This is a genomic window from Polaromonas sp. YR568, assembly GCF_943372955.1.
In the GTDB taxonomy this organism is placed as follows: Bacteria; Pseudomonadota; Gammaproteobacteria; order Burkholderiales; family Burkholderiaceae_C; genus Polaromonas.
Map to the genome: position 1 here is coordinate 1,124,200 of NZ_CALSAL010000001.1, position 16,218 is coordinate 1,140,417.

The 16,218-nt window shown below is 62.4% G+C and carries 13 protein-coding genes; all 13 read right to left on the reverse strand.

The genetic code is table 11. The features are described 5' to 3' along the window. Positions 1-47: 47 nt before the first annotated feature. The 13 genes from AAG793_RS05355 to bchF are packed head-to-tail and all read right to left on the reverse strand — an operon-like array spanning position 48 to position 15,899. Positions 48-1,598 (reverse strand): phytoene desaturase, encoded by a 1,551-nt coding sequence (locus AAG793_RS05355; RefSeq protein ID WP_341905050.1) that lies wholly within the window; start codon positions 1,596-1,598, stop codon positions 48-50. Continuing rightward, positions 1,595-2,440 carry a putative photosynthetic complex assembly protein PuhE gene (puhE, locus tag AAG793_RS05360; RefSeq protein WP_341905053.1) on the reverse strand — a complete coding sequence of 282 codons (846 nt, stop codon included), beginning with the start codon at positions 2,438-2,440 and terminating at the stop codon, positions 1,595-1,597. The genes AAG793_RS05355 and puhE overlap by 4 nt, the downstream gene beginning before the upstream one ends. Before the next feature lie 56 nt (positions 2,441-2,496). Further along, entirely contained in the window at positions 2,497-3,618 is a 1,122-nt protein-coding gene (gene acsF / locus AAG793_RS05365; protein WP_341905056.1) for a magnesium-protoporphyrin IX monomethyl ester (oxidative) cyclase, read from the reverse strand. Then, entirely contained in the window at positions 3,615-4,109 is a 495-nt protein-coding gene (gene puhC / locus AAG793_RS05370) for a photosynthetic complex assembly protein PuhC (RefSeq protein WP_341905059.1), read from the reverse strand. The genes acsF and puhC overlap by 4 nt, the downstream gene beginning before the upstream one ends. Positions 4,110-4,138: 29 nt before the next feature. After that, a complete protein-coding gene (puhB, locus tag AAG793_RS05375) occupies positions 4,139-4,825 on the reverse strand; it encodes a photosynthetic complex putative assembly protein PuhB (protein ID WP_341905061.1) in 687 nt (228 codons plus the stop codon). Next, positions 4,822-5,583 carry a photosynthetic reaction center subunit H gene (gene puhA / locus AAG793_RS05380; protein ID WP_341905063.1) on the reverse strand — a complete coding sequence of 254 codons (762 nt, stop codon included), beginning with the start codon at positions 5,581-5,583 and terminating at the stop codon, positions 4,822-4,824. Before puhA ends, puhB begins: the two co-directional genes overlap by 4 nt. 36 nt (positions 5,584-5,619) lie before the next feature. Beyond that, a complete protein-coding gene (locus AAG793_RS05385) occupies positions 5,620-7,002 on the reverse strand; it encodes a BCD family MFS transporter (protein WP_341905066.1) in 1,383 nt (460 codons plus the stop codon). Between the two features lie 50 nt (positions 7,003-7,052). Beyond that, on the reverse strand, positions 7,053-7,766 hold the full coding sequence (gene bchM / locus AAG793_RS05390; protein ID WP_341905069.1) for a magnesium protoporphyrin IX methyltransferase: 714 nt from the start codon (positions 7,764-7,766) through the stop codon (positions 7,053-7,055). Continuing rightward, entirely contained in the window at positions 7,766-8,683 is a 918-nt protein-coding gene (bchL, locus tag AAG793_RS05395; protein ID WP_341905433.1) for a ferredoxin:protochlorophyllide reductase (ATP-dependent) iron-sulfur ATP-binding protein, read from the reverse strand. Before bchL ends, bchM begins: the two co-directional genes overlap by 1 nt. Continuing rightward, positions 8,683-12,471, reverse strand: a complete 3,789-nt coding sequence (locus AAG793_RS05400) for a magnesium chelatase subunit H (RefSeq protein ID WP_341905072.1) — start codon at positions 12,469-12,471, stop codon at positions 8,683-8,685. The genes bchL and AAG793_RS05400 overlap by 1 nt, the downstream gene beginning before the upstream one ends. Beyond that, entirely contained in the window at positions 12,443-14,062 is a 1,620-nt protein-coding gene (gene bchB / locus AAG793_RS05405) for a ferredoxin:protochlorophyllide reductase (ATP-dependent) subunit B (protein ID WP_341905074.1), read from the reverse strand. Before bchB ends, AAG793_RS05400 begins: the two co-directional genes overlap by 29 nt. A 20-nt stretch (positions 14,063-14,082) precedes the next feature. Beyond that, the gene (locus AAG793_RS05410) at positions 14,083-15,369 is read right to left on the reverse strand and encodes a ferredoxin:protochlorophyllide reductase (ATP-dependent) subunit N (RefSeq protein WP_341905076.1); all 1,287 of its coding nucleotides are present in this window, start codon (positions 15,367-15,369) and stop codon (positions 14,083-14,085) included. Beyond that, positions 15,366-15,899 carry a 2-vinyl bacteriochlorophyllide hydratase gene (gene bchF, locus AAG793_RS05415; RefSeq protein WP_341905078.1) on the reverse strand — a complete coding sequence of 178 codons (534 nt, stop codon included), beginning with the start codon at positions 15,897-15,899 and terminating at the stop codon, positions 15,366-15,368. The genes AAG793_RS05410 and bchF overlap by 4 nt, the downstream gene beginning before the upstream one ends. Positions 15,900-16,218 lie beyond the last annotated feature (319 nt).

A 16,218-nucleotide genomic window follows, 5' to 3' on the forward strand; every position in this document is an offset into this window, starting at 1 on the left:
CACCTCGAGGGGAGGAATAAAACACGTGCATAGTCATGTTGATGTTGTCAGGGGCTGCAGGCAGCGACAAATGCTTCGCCATGCGGAACCACGGAATCCAGCGCCTTGGCCGACATCAGCACGCCCGGCACACCAGCCCCTGGATGGGTGCTGGCACCCACCATGTAGAGGCCGTCGATGTCTTCGCTGCGGTTATGCGGCCTGAACCACGCGCTTTGCAGCAGCAGCGGCTCCAATCCAAACGCAGCGCCCTTGAATGACAGCAGCCGGTCATGGAAGTCCTGCGGTGTGGTCATGAACGAGGTGGTGACGTGTTGCTCAAAGCCGGGCATCACGGTTTGATCCAGTACCTTGGCAATCGCCTGACGGTAAGGCTCGGCCTCGGTCTGCCAGTCAGTGCCACTGTCCAGATGCGGCACGGGTGCCAGCACGTAAAAGGTGTCAGAACCAGCCGGTGCCATGCTTGGGTCTGTGGCCGTCGGGCGGTGCAGATACAGACTGAAGTCACTCGCCAGCTTGTGGCGCTTGAAGATGTCCTTGAGCAGTTCCTTGTAGCGGCTGCCCAGCAGCATCATGTGGTGCGGCACGTCGGTGTACTGCTTGTTGGTGCCAAAGTACCAGACAAACAGGCTCATCGAGTAGCGGCCCTTCTCGACGCGCTTGTCGGTCCAGTGGCGGCGGTGCTGCGGCTCAATCAGGTTGCGATAAGTCCAGGCGGTGTCGGCATTGGAGATGACGATGTCTGCAGCGATCTGCTCGCCGTTGGCCAGCGTGACCCCGGTGGCACGCCCACCATTGACTTCAATGCGGCGCACCTCGGCATTGCAGCGCAGCGTGCCGCCCATGCCTTGCAGCAGACTCACCAGTCCGTTGATCAGCGATCCGGTGCCGCCCATGGCCCAATGCACACCCCACATGCGTTCCAGTGCGTTGATGAGGCTGTAAACACAGGTCACTGAAAACGGATTGCCACCAATCAGCAGGCTTTGCAGGCTCATGGCCATGCGCAGCTTGGGGTGCTTCAGGTGTGCCGCCACCATGGTGTGCAGGCTGCGCCAACCACGCATGCGCAAAATGGCTGGCGATGCACGGAGCAGGTCGCCCACCGTGTCGAAAGCCTTGGCGCCCAGCGCTTCAAAACCGAGGCGGTAGCAGTGGTCGGCTTCGGCCATGAAGCGTTCATAGCCTGCCGAATCGGACGGGCTGACGCGGCGCACCTCAGCGCGCATCTTGTCGGGGTCGCCGCTGTAATCAAAGTGGTCGCCATCGGCGAAACGGATGCGGTAGAACGGATCCAGTTGCTTGAGCGCGATGTCATCCGAAAACCGCCGGCCGGCCAGCGCCCAGAGTTCTTCGAACAACGAGGGTACGGTGATGATGGTGGGGCCCGCATCGAAGACGTGGCCATCCTTACGGTACACGTAGGCTCGCCCACCGGGCGCATCGAGCTTTTCGAGGACCGTCACGCGCCAGCCGCGTGCCGAGAGCCGGACTGCGGCGCCCAGCCCGCCGAAGCCGCTGCCGACGATCACGGCATGCGGTTTGGCTTCGTTTTCAAGTGTCAGTTGTCGTTGTTCAAGCGTGGAGAATGCGTTCATGCCTGGTCAGACTTGGTGGTGTGCACATGCGCCGATGCAATGGCTGTGGGAACCAGCGGGAGCGCACTGCCCGCTGACGATTGGCGCGACATGGCCCATCCCCAGAGCCGCTGAAGCGGCACGGGAAAAACCATCAGCACATGTTCAACAATGGCCAGGCCCAGAAGAGCTGCCAACAGCACCGACCCGGTGGTGGCTGCGACGGCGCCGCTTTGCACCTCCCACACCAGCCAGAGCCAGGTTCCGCAAGCGACACCCATGGTCACAAAGAAAAACACGGTCACCGGGCCACGCTTGAAGTAGCTGCCCAGATAAGCGAGGTGGCTCGCGAGGTACTGCTCACCGACCTGCGGCACACCAAGAAAAAGATTCATCTTGGCCGTGAAGCGCATGCACCACAGCAGCGCAAAGGTGCAAATCGCCACATGATTCGGCTCACCGATCTGCAATACACACAGCACCACAAAATTGGCCAGCAAGGCCAGCTCATGGTGAAGCACGGCCTGCACCGATTGCGTGAAGCGGCGCATGCCGACCGCGCCCGGCTCCAGACGGATTTTGCGGGGGCCAGTCAGCCATCCGGTGAGAAACGCCATCTCATGCCAGCTCCACATCAGGATGACACTGGCAAAGCCCAGGTACGCATTGCTGACACCTGACGACTGCATGCTTACATGGCTGGCCCATAAGCCAACGCCGAGCAACGCAGTGAAGACCCACAGGCTCCACTTGAATGTGGCCACAGGCAGGCGAACCAGCCACAGGATCACCCCGGTACCAAACCACCAGCACAGCAGGGCAAAAAGCACCGCTGCCGTGTTGGATGAGAAAAAGTCAGGCATGGGTTCGGGTTGCTTTCCTGCGAATGGGGAACATCATGAACAGCGGGTCAGGCCGCTCACCAGACGGGCTGAAAGCGGATCTGCTCGGGCAGCACGTTGGACTTCACCGGCACCATGAACAACCGGGCGAAGGTCAGCGCCGCCTGGACGGCGTAACCCGCACCCTGCAACTTGCCCCAGACACCGCCTCGCGCCTTGGCTTTGGCATGGGCCAGCGACAGGGATAGCAGGCGCTCCAGGCACGCGCGGAAGACCGGATGGTCAATATCCACCTCGACAGGAAACACCTGCCGGCAGATTTCTGATGTGATGCGGAACACCGTGTAGTCGTACTCGGTGGACTTCAGGCCCATCGCTTCGTGCAACATCGGGCGGCTGTGGTCCCGCACATACATGGTGGCGTACACAGCCAGGATAAAGAAGCGGATCCAGAGCTTGTTCACGCCGCTTAGCAGCTTGGGCTGCGCGCGCATGATCAGCGCGAAGGATTCGCCATGACGAAACTCGTCATTGCACCAGCGCTCGAACCAGCGAAAGATCGGGTGGAAACGCTTGTCGGGATGGCGCTCCAGCTGGCGGAAGATGGTGATGTAGCGCGCGTAGCCGATCTTTTCCGACAGATAGGTCGCGTAAAAAATGTACTTGGGCTTGAAGTAGGTGTAGCTTTTGGTGCGCTTCAAGCTGCCCAGGTCGATGCCGAGGTTGAAGTCTTTGAGCGACTGGTTCAGGAAACCGGCATGGCGCGACTCGTCGCGGGCCATGTAAGTCATCAACTGCTTGATGTCCGGGTTAGTGACGTTCTTGCGAATCTCGTTGTAGAGAATACAACCCGAAAATTCCGAGGTCAGCGAGCTGATCAGGAAGTCGAGAAACTCCTGCCGCATTTCGGGCGACAGCTGGGGCATGAGGGTTCGCACTTCTTCTGCGAAACGTGCATCGCGCTGGAAGTGGTCATGGTTATTGTCACCCTCGTACTCCTTCATCATCGCGTCCCACTCGCCGCGTACCGGCGAGACATCCAGCGCATCCATGGCCTTGAAGTCGGTGGTGTAAAAGCGTGGCGACAGCATGGTGCTGCTCACCGCCTTGGCAATCGCATCTTCCGAGCTTTCCACCCGGTCCATCAGCATGGCCACATGGTCCATGTCCTGGACGGCTGCAGAACCTGAGGTATTCATGACTTCTCTCCTTTGAACGAAACATGGGCCGTGGGCGATGCGGTTTGCAGACGCGCAAAGATGCCGGCATTCACCGGCCCGAACGACTCGAGGCTGATGTCTGCACCAGTGGCCTGGTCACGCAGCGATAACCGCCCGTCCGCATAACCCACCAGCTCAAACGGAATCTCAGGCCCGAAAGATGCGCGCTTGCGCTCGCGGGCCAGCGCCCTGAGCGTGCCGCGCACAAAGCCCTGCTCCCCTTCGAAGCGCGCGATCTCCTGCCGGCTCATCGGGTCCACCACCACCACGTCGCCGTTGGGGCGATCCTCAAAATTCAGCGAACGCTGCCACTGCACGGCGGCACGGGGTTCCGAGATGGACTCACCCGTGCTGCGTTGCCAGGTCACGCCCGCCAGCGTGCCGACCACGGCCAGACCCAGAAGCCAGGCAGGCCATGGACGTGAAGTGGCAAGCGGTGCTTCCGCCTTGAAAGAAGTGGTTTCATCCATGATGTGACCTGTTTTTATTGGCTGTTGTCTCAGACTGCGGCTGTGCGGTGATCGGAAGCCTGCCCGTATCCTGAAGTGATGCCAGACGCGGCGCCCGACACACTGACCGACTCACTGCCCATCAGTTGCACATCCGGATTCGCATTGCGCCATGCCTGCTGCATGGTCTGGGCCACGCCCGCCACGTTGGCCAGACAGCGCAGGCTGGGCTGCGGATTCTTCAGCTCCCAGGGGCGTGCATGCGGCCACAGGTTCAGGTACGCAATGCGGTCTGAGCCTTTCAGGGTCAGGGCGATGTCGCCAAAACCCTTGGCCTCTGGCCGCAACGCGGCACCCGCGATTTGCTTAAGTGGCAGGTTGAAGGTCAGCGTCAGCACAATGCCGACGCGCATCACCACACGCTTGTCGGTCAGGGTGTACATGGTGGTACGGGCCGAGAAATACGCCGTGATGCTCAGCAGCAGCAGTGCCAGCAGGGCCATGCCCACGCTGGTGGCCAGTGGCCGCACCGGCATACCGCCGGGCTCACCCGCCAGATACATCGCCTGCACGGCCAGCATGGCGGCGAAGTAGATCGCCAGCTTGCGGACATGGAAAGCCTCTACCGCCAACACACGCCAGTCAGGCGCCCCCTGCCAGAGAATGTGCTCACCGGCTGGCAGCTCCTCGGGCAGGCCGAGGGCGGCCTCGAACTCATGTTCGTGGTTGGTGTTCACAGCAGCGGCTCCTGGCGCTCAGGCGTGGCGTAGAGCGATCCGGCGCCGTAATAGGCCATGATCTTCTCTTCTTCCAGCAGCGTGACCTGCTCCGGGTTGCGCAAGGCAGGAACCTGCGCAAACTGCGACGCCAGAATGGCCTTGACGCGAACCGCATCGCGGCTGACATAAGCGAAGTTCATCGGCAGCAGCACCTGGCCACCACCGGTCAGCGAGACCTCGATGTAGCGGAACAGGATCTCGGCCTGGTCAATCCACATGTCGGAGACCGTACCGGCGCGTTCACCGTCGGCGCCCAGCACGGGCAGGCCACGTGGATCGGTGTCCTGGGCCGCAACGCCATGCTCATGCGCCACGCGCAGCGGAACGATCTTCACCGTGCCGTCAAACATGTGGTCAGGGATGTCAGCGCGATTGGCCCATGCGCCTGCACCCACACCCGCCAGCAGGGGATTGCCCACAGGCTCCAGTGGCGAGCCATTCCAGCCATGCCGGGCCTGCGCGCTGTAGTCGCCATCGGCACGGTTGGGGTCCGGGCTCAGCATCTCGCGACCATCGGCCAGTTTGTAAACCTTGGGTTCAGGTACGGCGGGCCAGCCCTCCACCTTCGGACCGTTTTCACGACCTGGATCCATCGGGTAGCCTTCGCGGTGGTTTTCCCGCAGCAGGTAGTAAATCAGTCCTGCGAAAAATGCCCAAAAGGCATACAGCACAAGCTGTGCGACGTCGACATACTGCGTGATAGCGCCTGTTTCCATGGTGGTTCTCCTTCAATGACAGCGGGCGGGGGTGACTTATCCTGGCAATTCGGCCAGTCCGATCGGGTGACTTGTGTGTTTTGTGGCGGCGCTGCGGCGGACCAGCGGTCCCAGTGCAATCAGCACCACGAAGAGCATGTAAATTTCAAGGTGGAACACAAAGCTGTAGCCGGTGACGGGCGAATTGAGTGCACTGCCCAGCCAGCCCGATGTGGCCAGACCCGACACCACATCGCGCAGCACACCGCCAAAGGCCATCGACAGGCCAGCCGCAGTAGCCTGCACCGCGCCCCAAGCGCCGAGCACCAGACCAGTGAGCTCGCGCTCGGGCAGCTCCATGGCCGTCAGCAGCATGCTCACAGAGAACAGTCCGCCGGAAAAGCCGATCAGCGCGGCGCCAAACTGGAACAGCATCGCCGATTCCAGCGGTGCCGAGAAGATCACACAGGCAAATGCGGGTAGACCCAGCAACGCGCCGATGGCCGCGAGGCGAATGGTGTCCAGACCCTTGGACATGAAACGGGCTGACAGGACGAAAGCCAGCAAGGCGCCACCGGCACTCATGGCTGTCAAGGTGCTGGTCAGGCTCACATTCAGGCCCAGCACCTCGCCGCCGAAAGGCTCCAGCACGATGTCCTGCATGCTGAAGGCGGCAGTACCAAGGCCGACAGTCCAGAGAAAACGGCGGATCTTCGGAATCGCCATCAGCTTTTGCCAGCTGCGCGAAAAGCCCTGCTCTTCTCGTTTGCCACGGCGGGCCTGACGCGGCTCCTGTTTCCACAGCGAGATGACATTGAGCACCGCCACCATCACTGCGGCACCCTGCACCACCTGCACCAGGCGCGTGGGGCTGAAATCAATCAGCAACAAACCGAGCAAGCCGCTGCCGAGGATCAGCCCCAGCAGCAACATGCTGTAAAGCAAGGCCACCACGCGGGGGCGCTTGGCCTCAGGGGCCAAATCGCTGGCCAGTGCCATGCCGGCGGTCTGGGTGATCTGCATGCCGGCACCCACCAGCAGGAAGGCCAGCGCGCCGCCGATGCGGCCCGCCCAGACGCCAGCGGTGTCGGGTGCAGACAAGAGCAACAAGGCAAAAGGCATGATGGAGAGACCTCCAAACATCAGCAAGGTGCCCACCCACATGTAAGGCATGCGCTTGAGGCCCAGCGGCGAAGGGTGCGTGTCGCTGCGGTAGCCGATCAGCGCACGCAACGGCGCAAACACCAGCGGCAGCGCGACAGACAGCGCCACCCACCAGGCGGGAACGCCCAGCTCCACAATCATCACGCGATTGAGCGTGCCCACCAGCAGTGCTGTCGTGATGCCAACAGACAACTGGAACAAGGAGAGGCGCAACAGGCGCCCCAGGGGTAATTCGGTCGATGCAGCGTCAGCAAACGGCGCATAGCGCTCAGTCATCTGTTTGCTGAGATTCAGCGCCCAGGAGGGCGACAGAAAGCGCTGGAGATTCACCGTGCCCACTCCCACGCCTGTGAGGTGTAAAAGCCGCTGGAAACCCGCTGACTGCGGCCTTCCATCCAGCCGGTACCTGCAAAAGCCTGTTGCAGCGACTTGCGCAGCAGGGCTTGTGACACTGGCGTCAGTGCGGGCGAACGGTCGCTGCTCGGAAAGAGCCGCCCGACACTGTGCGCCACGGTCAGCAGCGGGCTGCTGGGCGCAATCGTGAAGAGCACGCTGCCGCTGGTGCGGGCAGCGAGCCGCTGCACAGCGCGTGAAATATCGGGGGTGTCGTAATGAATCACCGAGTCCATCGCCACCACGTGGTCGAAGCGACCCAGCGCCTCGTCGAGCATGTCGCCCGAGAGAAACTCCACACTGCCGCCCATGTCGTTGGCCGGCAAGGGGGCTGCGCGGTCGCGTGCCAGTTGCACCAGCGTCGGCGACAGGTCAATCGCCACCACCTCAGCGCCGCGCTGCATGGCCTCCATGGCCAGCGCGCCAGTGCCGCAACCGGCATCGAGCAGACGCAGGCCACGCATGTCCTGCGGCAGCCATGACAGCAGCGTGCTCCGCATCTGGTCACGCCCTGCCCTTACCGTGGCACGAATCCGGCCCACCGGAGCGGTAGAGGTCAGGCGTTCCCACGCCTTGGCTGCCGTGCGGTCGAAATAGGTTTCGATTTCGAGCCGGCGCTCAAGGTAGTTGGCGTTGGTAGTGTTCATCAATCAAATCCCAGCAGGTCAAAGATGTCGCGGTCTTTCATGGGCACGGCGGCCAACGGCTCCACGCCCAGCCACAAGGAAGCAGCGAGTCGCATGTATTCCTTTTTGACGGCTTCCAGCTCGGGCGAGGTTTCCATCTCGAACAGCGTGGACTTCTTCAGACGGCTGCGACGAATCACATCCAGGTCCGGGAAGTGCGCGGCCAGCTTCAGGCCAATCTGGTTGTTGTATTTGTCGATCTGGTCGGTGGCTGCGCTGCGGTTGGCAATCACACCACCCAGACGCACGTTGTAGTTCTTGGCTTTGGCGCCGATGGCCTGCACGATGCGGTTCATCGCAAAGATCGAATCGAAGTCGTTGGCCGTCACGATGAGCGCGCGGTCGGCGTGCTGCAGTGGCGCGGCAAAACCACCGCACACCACGTCGCCCAGCACATCGAAAATCACCACATCGGTGTCTTCCAGCAGGTGGTGCTCTTTCAGCAGCTTCACCGTTTGTCCGACGACGTAACCGCCGCAACCGGTACCGGCAGGCGGGCCACCGGCTTCGACGCACATCACGCCGTTGTAGCCCGGGAACACGAAGTCTTCGACACGCAGCTCTTCGGCATGGAAGTCGACCGTTTCCAGCACGTCGATGACGGTGGGCAGCATCTTCTTGGTCAACGTGAAGGTACTGTCATGCTTGGGATCGCAGCCGATTTGCAGCACGCGCTTGCCGAGGTGTGAGAACGCCGCCGACAGGTTGCTGCTGGTGGTGCTCTTGCCGATACCGCCCTTACCGTAAATGGCAAAGACTTTGGCATTGCCGATCTTCAGCGAAGGATCCAGCTGGACCTGCAGGCTGCCCTCGCCGTCTTCGCGGTGGGACTTCCCCGAGGCACGCCTCAGGTCGGTCAGGGGAACGCTGGTTTCCATCATGCGGTAGCTCCTTCAAAAACACCTTCGAGCCGGTCTTCAAGTTCTTCGCTGGCCTGTCTGAGCGCCGCGAGAACTTCCGGATCGGGTTGCCAATATTGGCGGTCTGACGCTTCAAGCAGGCGGCTCGCCACACGCGCAGATGCCGTGGGGTTGAGCTTGGCCAGCCGGTTGCGCATCTTGGGGTCGAGCATGAATGTCTCGCTCAATTCCTGATACACCCAGGGCTGTACCTGGCCGGTGGTGGCAGACCAGCCCATGGTGTTGGTGACATGCACCTCAATCTGACGCACGCCTTCGTAGCCGCTTTCGAGCATGCCTTCGAACCACTTGGGGTTGAGCATGCGGGTGCGGGTTTCGAGTGCCACCTGCTCATGCAGTGTGCGCACGGCGCCATCGCCCTTGGTCTGGTCACCGATGTAAACCGGTGGCGTCACGCCGCCACGGGCGCGCTTCACGGCCTGGGTGATGCCACCCAGCGTGTCGAAATAGTTGTCCACCGTGGTCACGCCCAGTTCAACTGAATCCAGGTTCTGGTAGGTCAGCTGCACATCGGCCAGCGCGCTTTGCAGCAAGGCGGTCTGCTGCACCGCAAGGCCAGTGCGTCCGTAGGCAAATCCCTTGCGGCGCGAATAGGTCTCGGCCAGCTCGTTCTCATCAGACCAGCGGCTGCTTTCCACCAGGTTGTTGACGTTGGAACCGTAGGCGCCTTCGGCGTTGCCGTACACGCGCAGTGATGCGGTTTCCAGTGTGCAGCCATGCTCAGCCTGGTAGGCCAGCGCATGTTTGCGAATCCAGTTTTCTTCCAGTGGCTCATCGGCCGATGCGGCCAGATAGGCGGCTTCAGCCAGCATGCGAATCTGCAGCGGCATCAGGTCACGGAAGATGCCAGACAGCGTGATCACCACATCAATGCGCGGGCGGCCCAGTTCAGACAGCGGCACCAGCGTGGCGCCGGCGATGCGGCCGTAGCTGTCAAAGCGCGGCAAGGCGCCCATCAGGGCCAGCACCTGCGCAATCGGTGCGCCTTCGTTCTTGAGGTTGTCGCTGCCCCACAGCACCATCGCAATCGATTCGGGCAACTGGTGGGTTTCGCGCATGTGGCGCTCCAGCAGGCGCTTGGCCTGCTCGGCACCGTCTTTCACAGCAAAGGCACTCGGAATGCGGAAGGGATCAAAACCGTGCAGGTTGCGGCCGGTGGGCAGCACGGCCGGGGTGCGCAGGATGTCACCACCAGGGGCAGGGCGGATGTACTGGCCATCCAGGGCGCGAAGAATCGCCTCGACTTCAGAATCTTTGGACAGAAGCGTGTTGGCCTCGCCCAGTTGGGTCATCGCCGTCACCAGCTCGACATCGCCGTGCATGTGACCGATCTTCATGGCCTGATCGACGGTGTGACCATCCACCAGCGCCCGTACGGTCTCGCGCGGCGGGCGCTGACCAGCCCAGGCTTCGGTCATGGCCAGCAGCATGTCGACGCGCTCGGCCACACTCGGCGGGCGACCAGTGACGTGCAGGCCGCAAGGGATCAGCGTGTATTCGAGTTCCAGCACCTGCGTTGAAAGCAGCGCCACCTGATGGTCGGCATCGCCGCCCACAGCCGCATCCCACAGGGGCTCGGCCGGCGTCAGGTTCAGTGCGGCAGCCTGCGACTGGAGCAACACCGCGAAGTCAGCGCGCTCCCGGGCGTCCGGGTCCATGCCGCGCCAGCGTTCGATGGAGGCTTTCAGGTCCACCAGGCCTTTGTACAGACCGGCCTCCGACACTGGTGGCGTGAGGTAACTGATCAGCGTGGCGCCGGAACGGCGTTTGGCGATCGCGCCTTCCGAGGGATTGTTGGAGGCATAGAGATAGATGTTCGGCAGATCACCAATCAGGCGGTCCGGCCAGCAGTTGCCGGACATGCCGCTTTGCTTGCCTGGCATGAACTCCAGCGCGCCGTGGGTGCCGAAATGCAGCACCGCGTGGGCATTGAAGTCCTCGCGCAGGTAGCGGTAGAACGCCGAGAACGCATGCGTGGGCGACAGGCCTTTTTCAAACAGCAGGCGCATCGGGTCACCTTCATAACCGAAGGCAGGTTGCACAGCCACCAGCACATTGCCAAACTGTTTGCCCAGCACGAGGATGTCGGTGCCGTTGCTGAGCTGGCGCCCGGGTGCCGGGCCCCACTGGGCTTCGATCTCGCTGAGCCAGCGCTCGCGGCGGACATGGTCATCGGTGCTGATCAGGGTGTGCACGTTGGCGTCTGCGCCGTAGCGGCTGGCATTGCCCTGCAGCACGCCGTCGCGCAGCTCGTCCACGCTGGCGGGCATGTCTACTGTGTAGCCCTGCGCCTTCATCGCGCTGAGCGTGTGGAACATTGACTCGAACACCGAGAGGTAAGCCGCGCTGCCGATGTTTCCGGCATTGGGCGGGAAATTGAAGATCACCACGGCCACGCGGCGCTGGGCGCGCTGGCTGCGGCGCAGCGCCACCATCCGGCTCACACGGGCGGCGAGCATCAGCGCGCGCTCGGGGCAGGACTGCATGTCCTGTGCGGTGTCGTTCGCGGTGAAGGTGCAGGCGTGGTGGCAGCCGGTGCAGGTCACGCCGGCATGGCCAGGGCGACCACCGAACACCATCGGGCTGGTCGCGCCGTCCAGCTCGGGAATCGCCACCATGATGGTGCTTTCCACTGGCAGCAAACCGCGCTCGGAACCACCCCACTGCGCGAGGGTCTGGAACTCCACCGGGTGGGCTGCCACATAAGGCACATCCAGCCTGGAAAGAATGTCTTCGGCAGCTTTGGCATCGTTGTAGGCCGGGCCACCGACCAGCGAGAAGCCGGTGAGCGACACCACGGCATCGACCATGGTCTGGCCGTTGCGCACAAAAAATTCATCAATGGCGGGCCGCGCATCCAGACCGGCCGCGAAGGCGGGAATCACGCGCAAGCCGCGCGCCTCCATCGCCGCAATCACGCCGTCATAGTGCGCCGAATTGCCCGACAGCAAATACGAGCGCAGCACCAGCAGACCGACCGTGCCCACCACCGGGGTTGCAGGCATCGGCAAGGCAGACACTTCAGCCGCCAGGCGGCCAGCCATGCGCGGATGGTATACACCGACCTCCGGATATTCGATGGGTGGCTCTGCACGAACCACGCTGCGCAGCTCCTTGCGCTCGCCGTCTGCACCGCGATTGACCACGTGGCGGATCAGGTTCAGGATGTTCTCGTCCGAGCCGCCCAGCCAGTACTGCAGCGTCATGAAATAGGCGCGCACATCCTGTGCGGTGCCGGGCACAAAGCGCAGCAGCTGCGGAATGCGCCGCAGCATCTTCATCTGCGCCGCGCCGCCGGTGGAGGCTTTTTCCTTGTTGCCGCGCAGCTTCTTGAGCAGCGCCATCGGGCCGCTGGCGGGCTTGGCCATGTCGAAGTTGCCGAGGCGAGTGAGCTTGACGACTTCAGCAGCCGAAGCCATGCACACCATCGCATCGCAATGGTCACGCCGGGCCTGCAGTGCGGGCAGCACCGGCAGGAAGTGGTCTTCCAGAAACAGCATGCCGCAGACCACGATGTCGGCTTTGGAAATGTCATCGCAGCAACGCGCCACGGCGGCTTCGTCACCCGCGTATTCAGAAGCGGCGTGAAAGGCCACCGACAGGCCGGGCAGCTCGCGCGCCAGTGTGACCTGCGCCCGCTCGACAGCGCCTGCGAAGTGGGTGTCCATGGTCACGACGACCAGACGAACCCTTTGGTGATTGACTGCAGACATCGGCTTAGCGGCCATAGTGAGCCTTGGCGTCATACAGTGTCTCCACGGTGATCAGGGACACCCCGCGATCCATCGCAAAGCGCTCGGTGTTGCGCTTGGCCTTGCCGCGCACGAAGAAGGGAATCTTTTTGAGCTCTTTTTCAGCGTCGATGCCCCAGGTGGCTTCTGCAGGGGACAGCGTTTCATTGGCTGCTTCTACTGCAGTCGTGGCTTCTGCTGCGAGTACATGGGCAGGCTCGGCCGACGCTGCAACGGTCTGCGCCCGAGGGGTCACAGCGCCACCCAGGTGCGACGGCGCGGCGTCCTCATGGAATTCGGCATCACCGCGGAACATGCCGATCAGGTGCTCTTCGAGCCCCATCATCAGCGGATGCACCCAGGTGTCAAACAACACGTTGGCGCCTTCAAAACCCATTTGCGGTGAATACCGCGCCGGAAAGTCCTGCACATGCACCGGCGCCGAGATGACGGCGCAGGGCACGCCCAGGCGCTTGGCAATATGGCGCTCCATCTGCGAGCCCAGCACCAGTTCGGGCTGCAGTTCGGCAATGCGGGCCTCGACTTCAAGGTAGTCGTCGCTGATCAAAGCCTCGACACCATAGAGCTGTGCGGCTTCGCGCACTTCGCGGGCGAACTCGCGGCTGTAGGTGCCCAGTCCGACCACGGTGAAGCCCATTTCCTGCGCGGCGATGCGGGCTGCGGCGACCACATGGGTGGCATCGCCAAAGACAAACACACGCTTGCTGGTGAGGTAGGTCGAATCCACCGACTTGGCATACCAAGGGGCACGCGCCTCGGCGTTGGCCAGCACACCCGAAGGATCCACACCGGCGAGTTCGGCTACCTCAGCGATGAAATCACGCGTGGCGCCAGAGCCGATGGGCACCGTGCGTGTGGAAGGCTGGTTGAAGGTGCGCTTGAGCCAGCTGGCGGCCAGCATGGCGATCTCTGGATAGAGCACCACATTGAAATCAGCGTCGCCCAGACGAGCCAGATCGGCGGGCGTGGCGCCCAGCGGTGCGGTGACGTTGATGTCCACGCCCATGTCGGTCAACAGACCGGTGATCTCACGCAGATCATCGCGGTGGCGAAAGCCCAGCGACGCCGGGCCGAGGATGTTGCAGCGTGGGCGGCGGGTCTCGCCTTCGCTCTCCCCTTCGGTTTGTGGCGCACGGCGCACGCTGGTGTCGGCCAGCTGGCGAACCATCTGATAGAAAGTCTCCGAAGCGCCCCAGTTTTCCTTGCGCTGGTACGAAGGCAGCTCCAGCGCCACCACGGGTACGGGGAGATCCAGCGCCTTGCACAGGCCACCCGGATCGTCCTGAATCAGCTCGGCGGTGCATGAGGAGCCGACCATCATGGCCTTGGGGCTGAAGCGGGCGTAGGCCTCGCGGGCAGCGTTCTTGAACAGCTCGGCGGTGTCGCCACCCAGGTCACGCGCCTGGAAGGTGGTGTAGGTGACCGGTGGCCGTTTGGCATTGCGCTCGATCATCGTGAACAGCAGATCGGCGTAGGTGTCGCCCTGGGGTGCGTGCAGGACGTAGTGGACGTCCTTCATGGCGGTGGCAATACGCATCGCCCCCACATGCGGCGGTCCTTCGTAGGTCCAGAGTGTGAGCTGCATCGTGGTGGCCTTTGATCAATCTAGGCGGCTAGCCGCATTCGGCGAACCAGTGGTCTGCTGAAGAGCTCAGCCAGATCGGCCGCCTGTTCATAGCCCTGGATCGGGGTGAAGACCAGTTCGATGGCCCATTTGGTGGTCATGCCCTCGGCTTCGAGCGGGTTGGCCAGCCCCAGACCGCAGACCACGATGTCGGGCTGCGCTGCGCGGCAACGGTCGAGCTGGTTTTCCACATGCTGGCCTTCTGACAGGAAGGTGCCTTCAGGCAGCCAGGCCAGCTCTTCGGCCATGTGCTGGCGGTGCAGGTAGGGCGTGCCCACCTCGGCCAGCGTCATGCCCAGTTCACGCGAAAGAAAACGGGCCAGCGGAATTTCCAGCTGGGAATCGGGGAAGAAGAAAATGCTCTTGCCAGCAAGTTGCGTGCGCTGGCGTGCGACAGCGGTGGTGGCACGCTCGCGGCTGGCGGCTATGGCGGCCTCGAATGTGGCAGCCTCCACACCGAAGGCGCTGGCTGCTGCCTGCAACCAGGCGGTGGTGCCCTCCACACCCAGTGGAAACGGTGAAGGCAGGCGCTTGGCACCGCGAGCTTCCAGCGCCACGGCGGTGTCCGCCAGAAAGGGTTGCGCCAGCAGAAACACGGTGTTGGGGCCAACCGCAGGCAGGTCGGTGGCATGGCGCGGCGGGAAAAAGCGAACGCGCTCAATGCCCATCTGTTTGAACAGCCGGGCAAACTGGTCTTCCACCACATCGGCCAGTGCACCCACCACCAGCAGTTCGGTGGGTGTATCGGCAATGCACACGGGCAGGCTGGGCACCAGCGACGCGAGGCAGGCGTCTTCGCCCTGGGTGAAAGTGGTCTCGATACCGCTGCCAGAGTAATTCAGCACCCGCACATCCGGCGAGAAGCGACCCGAAAGGCGCGACGCTGCGCGCGACAGATCGAGCTTGATGACTTCCGATGGACAGGAACCCACCAGAAACAGCAACTTGATTTCAGGGCGCCGCTCAATCAGCCGGGTGACCACGCGGTCAAGCTCTTCATTGCAGTCGGCCAGACCAGCGAGGTCACGCTCGTCAATGATCGCGGTCGCAAAGCGGGGCTCGGCAAAAATCATCACGCCAGCGGCGGACTGGATCAGGTGCGCGCAGGTGCGCGAGCCGACCACCAGGAAGAATGCGTCCTGAATCTTGCGGTGCAGCCAGATGATGCCAGTCAAACCGCAGAACACCTCGCGCTGGCCGCGCTCCTTCAGCACCGGCGCATCAGAGCAGCCACCGGTGGCTGCATGAATCGGAATGACCGGGCTCATGCGGCGACTCCTGAAGGCTGATCGGCCGATGCGGCTGGTTGCCCCTGAAGCCGGGCCATGCGCAGCTTGTAGATGAACTGGCCAGCGTTGATGACGTAGGTGGCGTAAGCCGCCAGCGCCAGAAGCATCAGTCCGCGCGCATCGAGCCAGCCGGACATCAGCGCAGCCAGATAGGCGGTGTGCAGTGCCAGCACCAGCATGCTGAACACGTCTTCCCAATAGAAGGCTGGAGCGAAGAGGTAGCAGTCAAACACCACCTTCTCCCAGATGCAGCCGGTGATCATGATGGTGTAGAGCGTCAGCGTCTTGATGACCACAGACACCGTGGCGGCGTACTCGCCCTCGCCCGTCCAGAGGAAGCGGAGCACCAGCACCAGACTGACCAGGAACACCAGAAACTGCACCGGGGCCAGAATGCCCTGCACCAGGGTCCAGACAGTGCCATCGCGCCGCACACGCTGCTGCGGTGTGTAAAGCGGGGCGCTGGTTTTTGGTCTCGGGGCGCCAGGTTGCATTGTTTTGGTGCTCATGTGGGGTTTGGGTTGAATTTAGACGCGCTTGGGACTTGTGTCAACTTAAATTGACGTATATATTTATTTACATTGAATAGAAATCGTTGACCGACCAGATACTGAAACAAGTACTTAGTACTTACCCGGGCATCTGCACAAATGTTTTGACGGTGACACAAGTGGACAGGTACAAGCTGATCTGGCGAGTGTGTTTTGCAAAAGAGGCAAAACAGGGTCGCCGGGAGAAATTGCAAAATCTGATGACGTAGTAGAGCTCCGGCCAGGACCGTAGCCCGTGCGCATTGGCACCAACCGCGCCATGAAAAGGCGGCGCAGG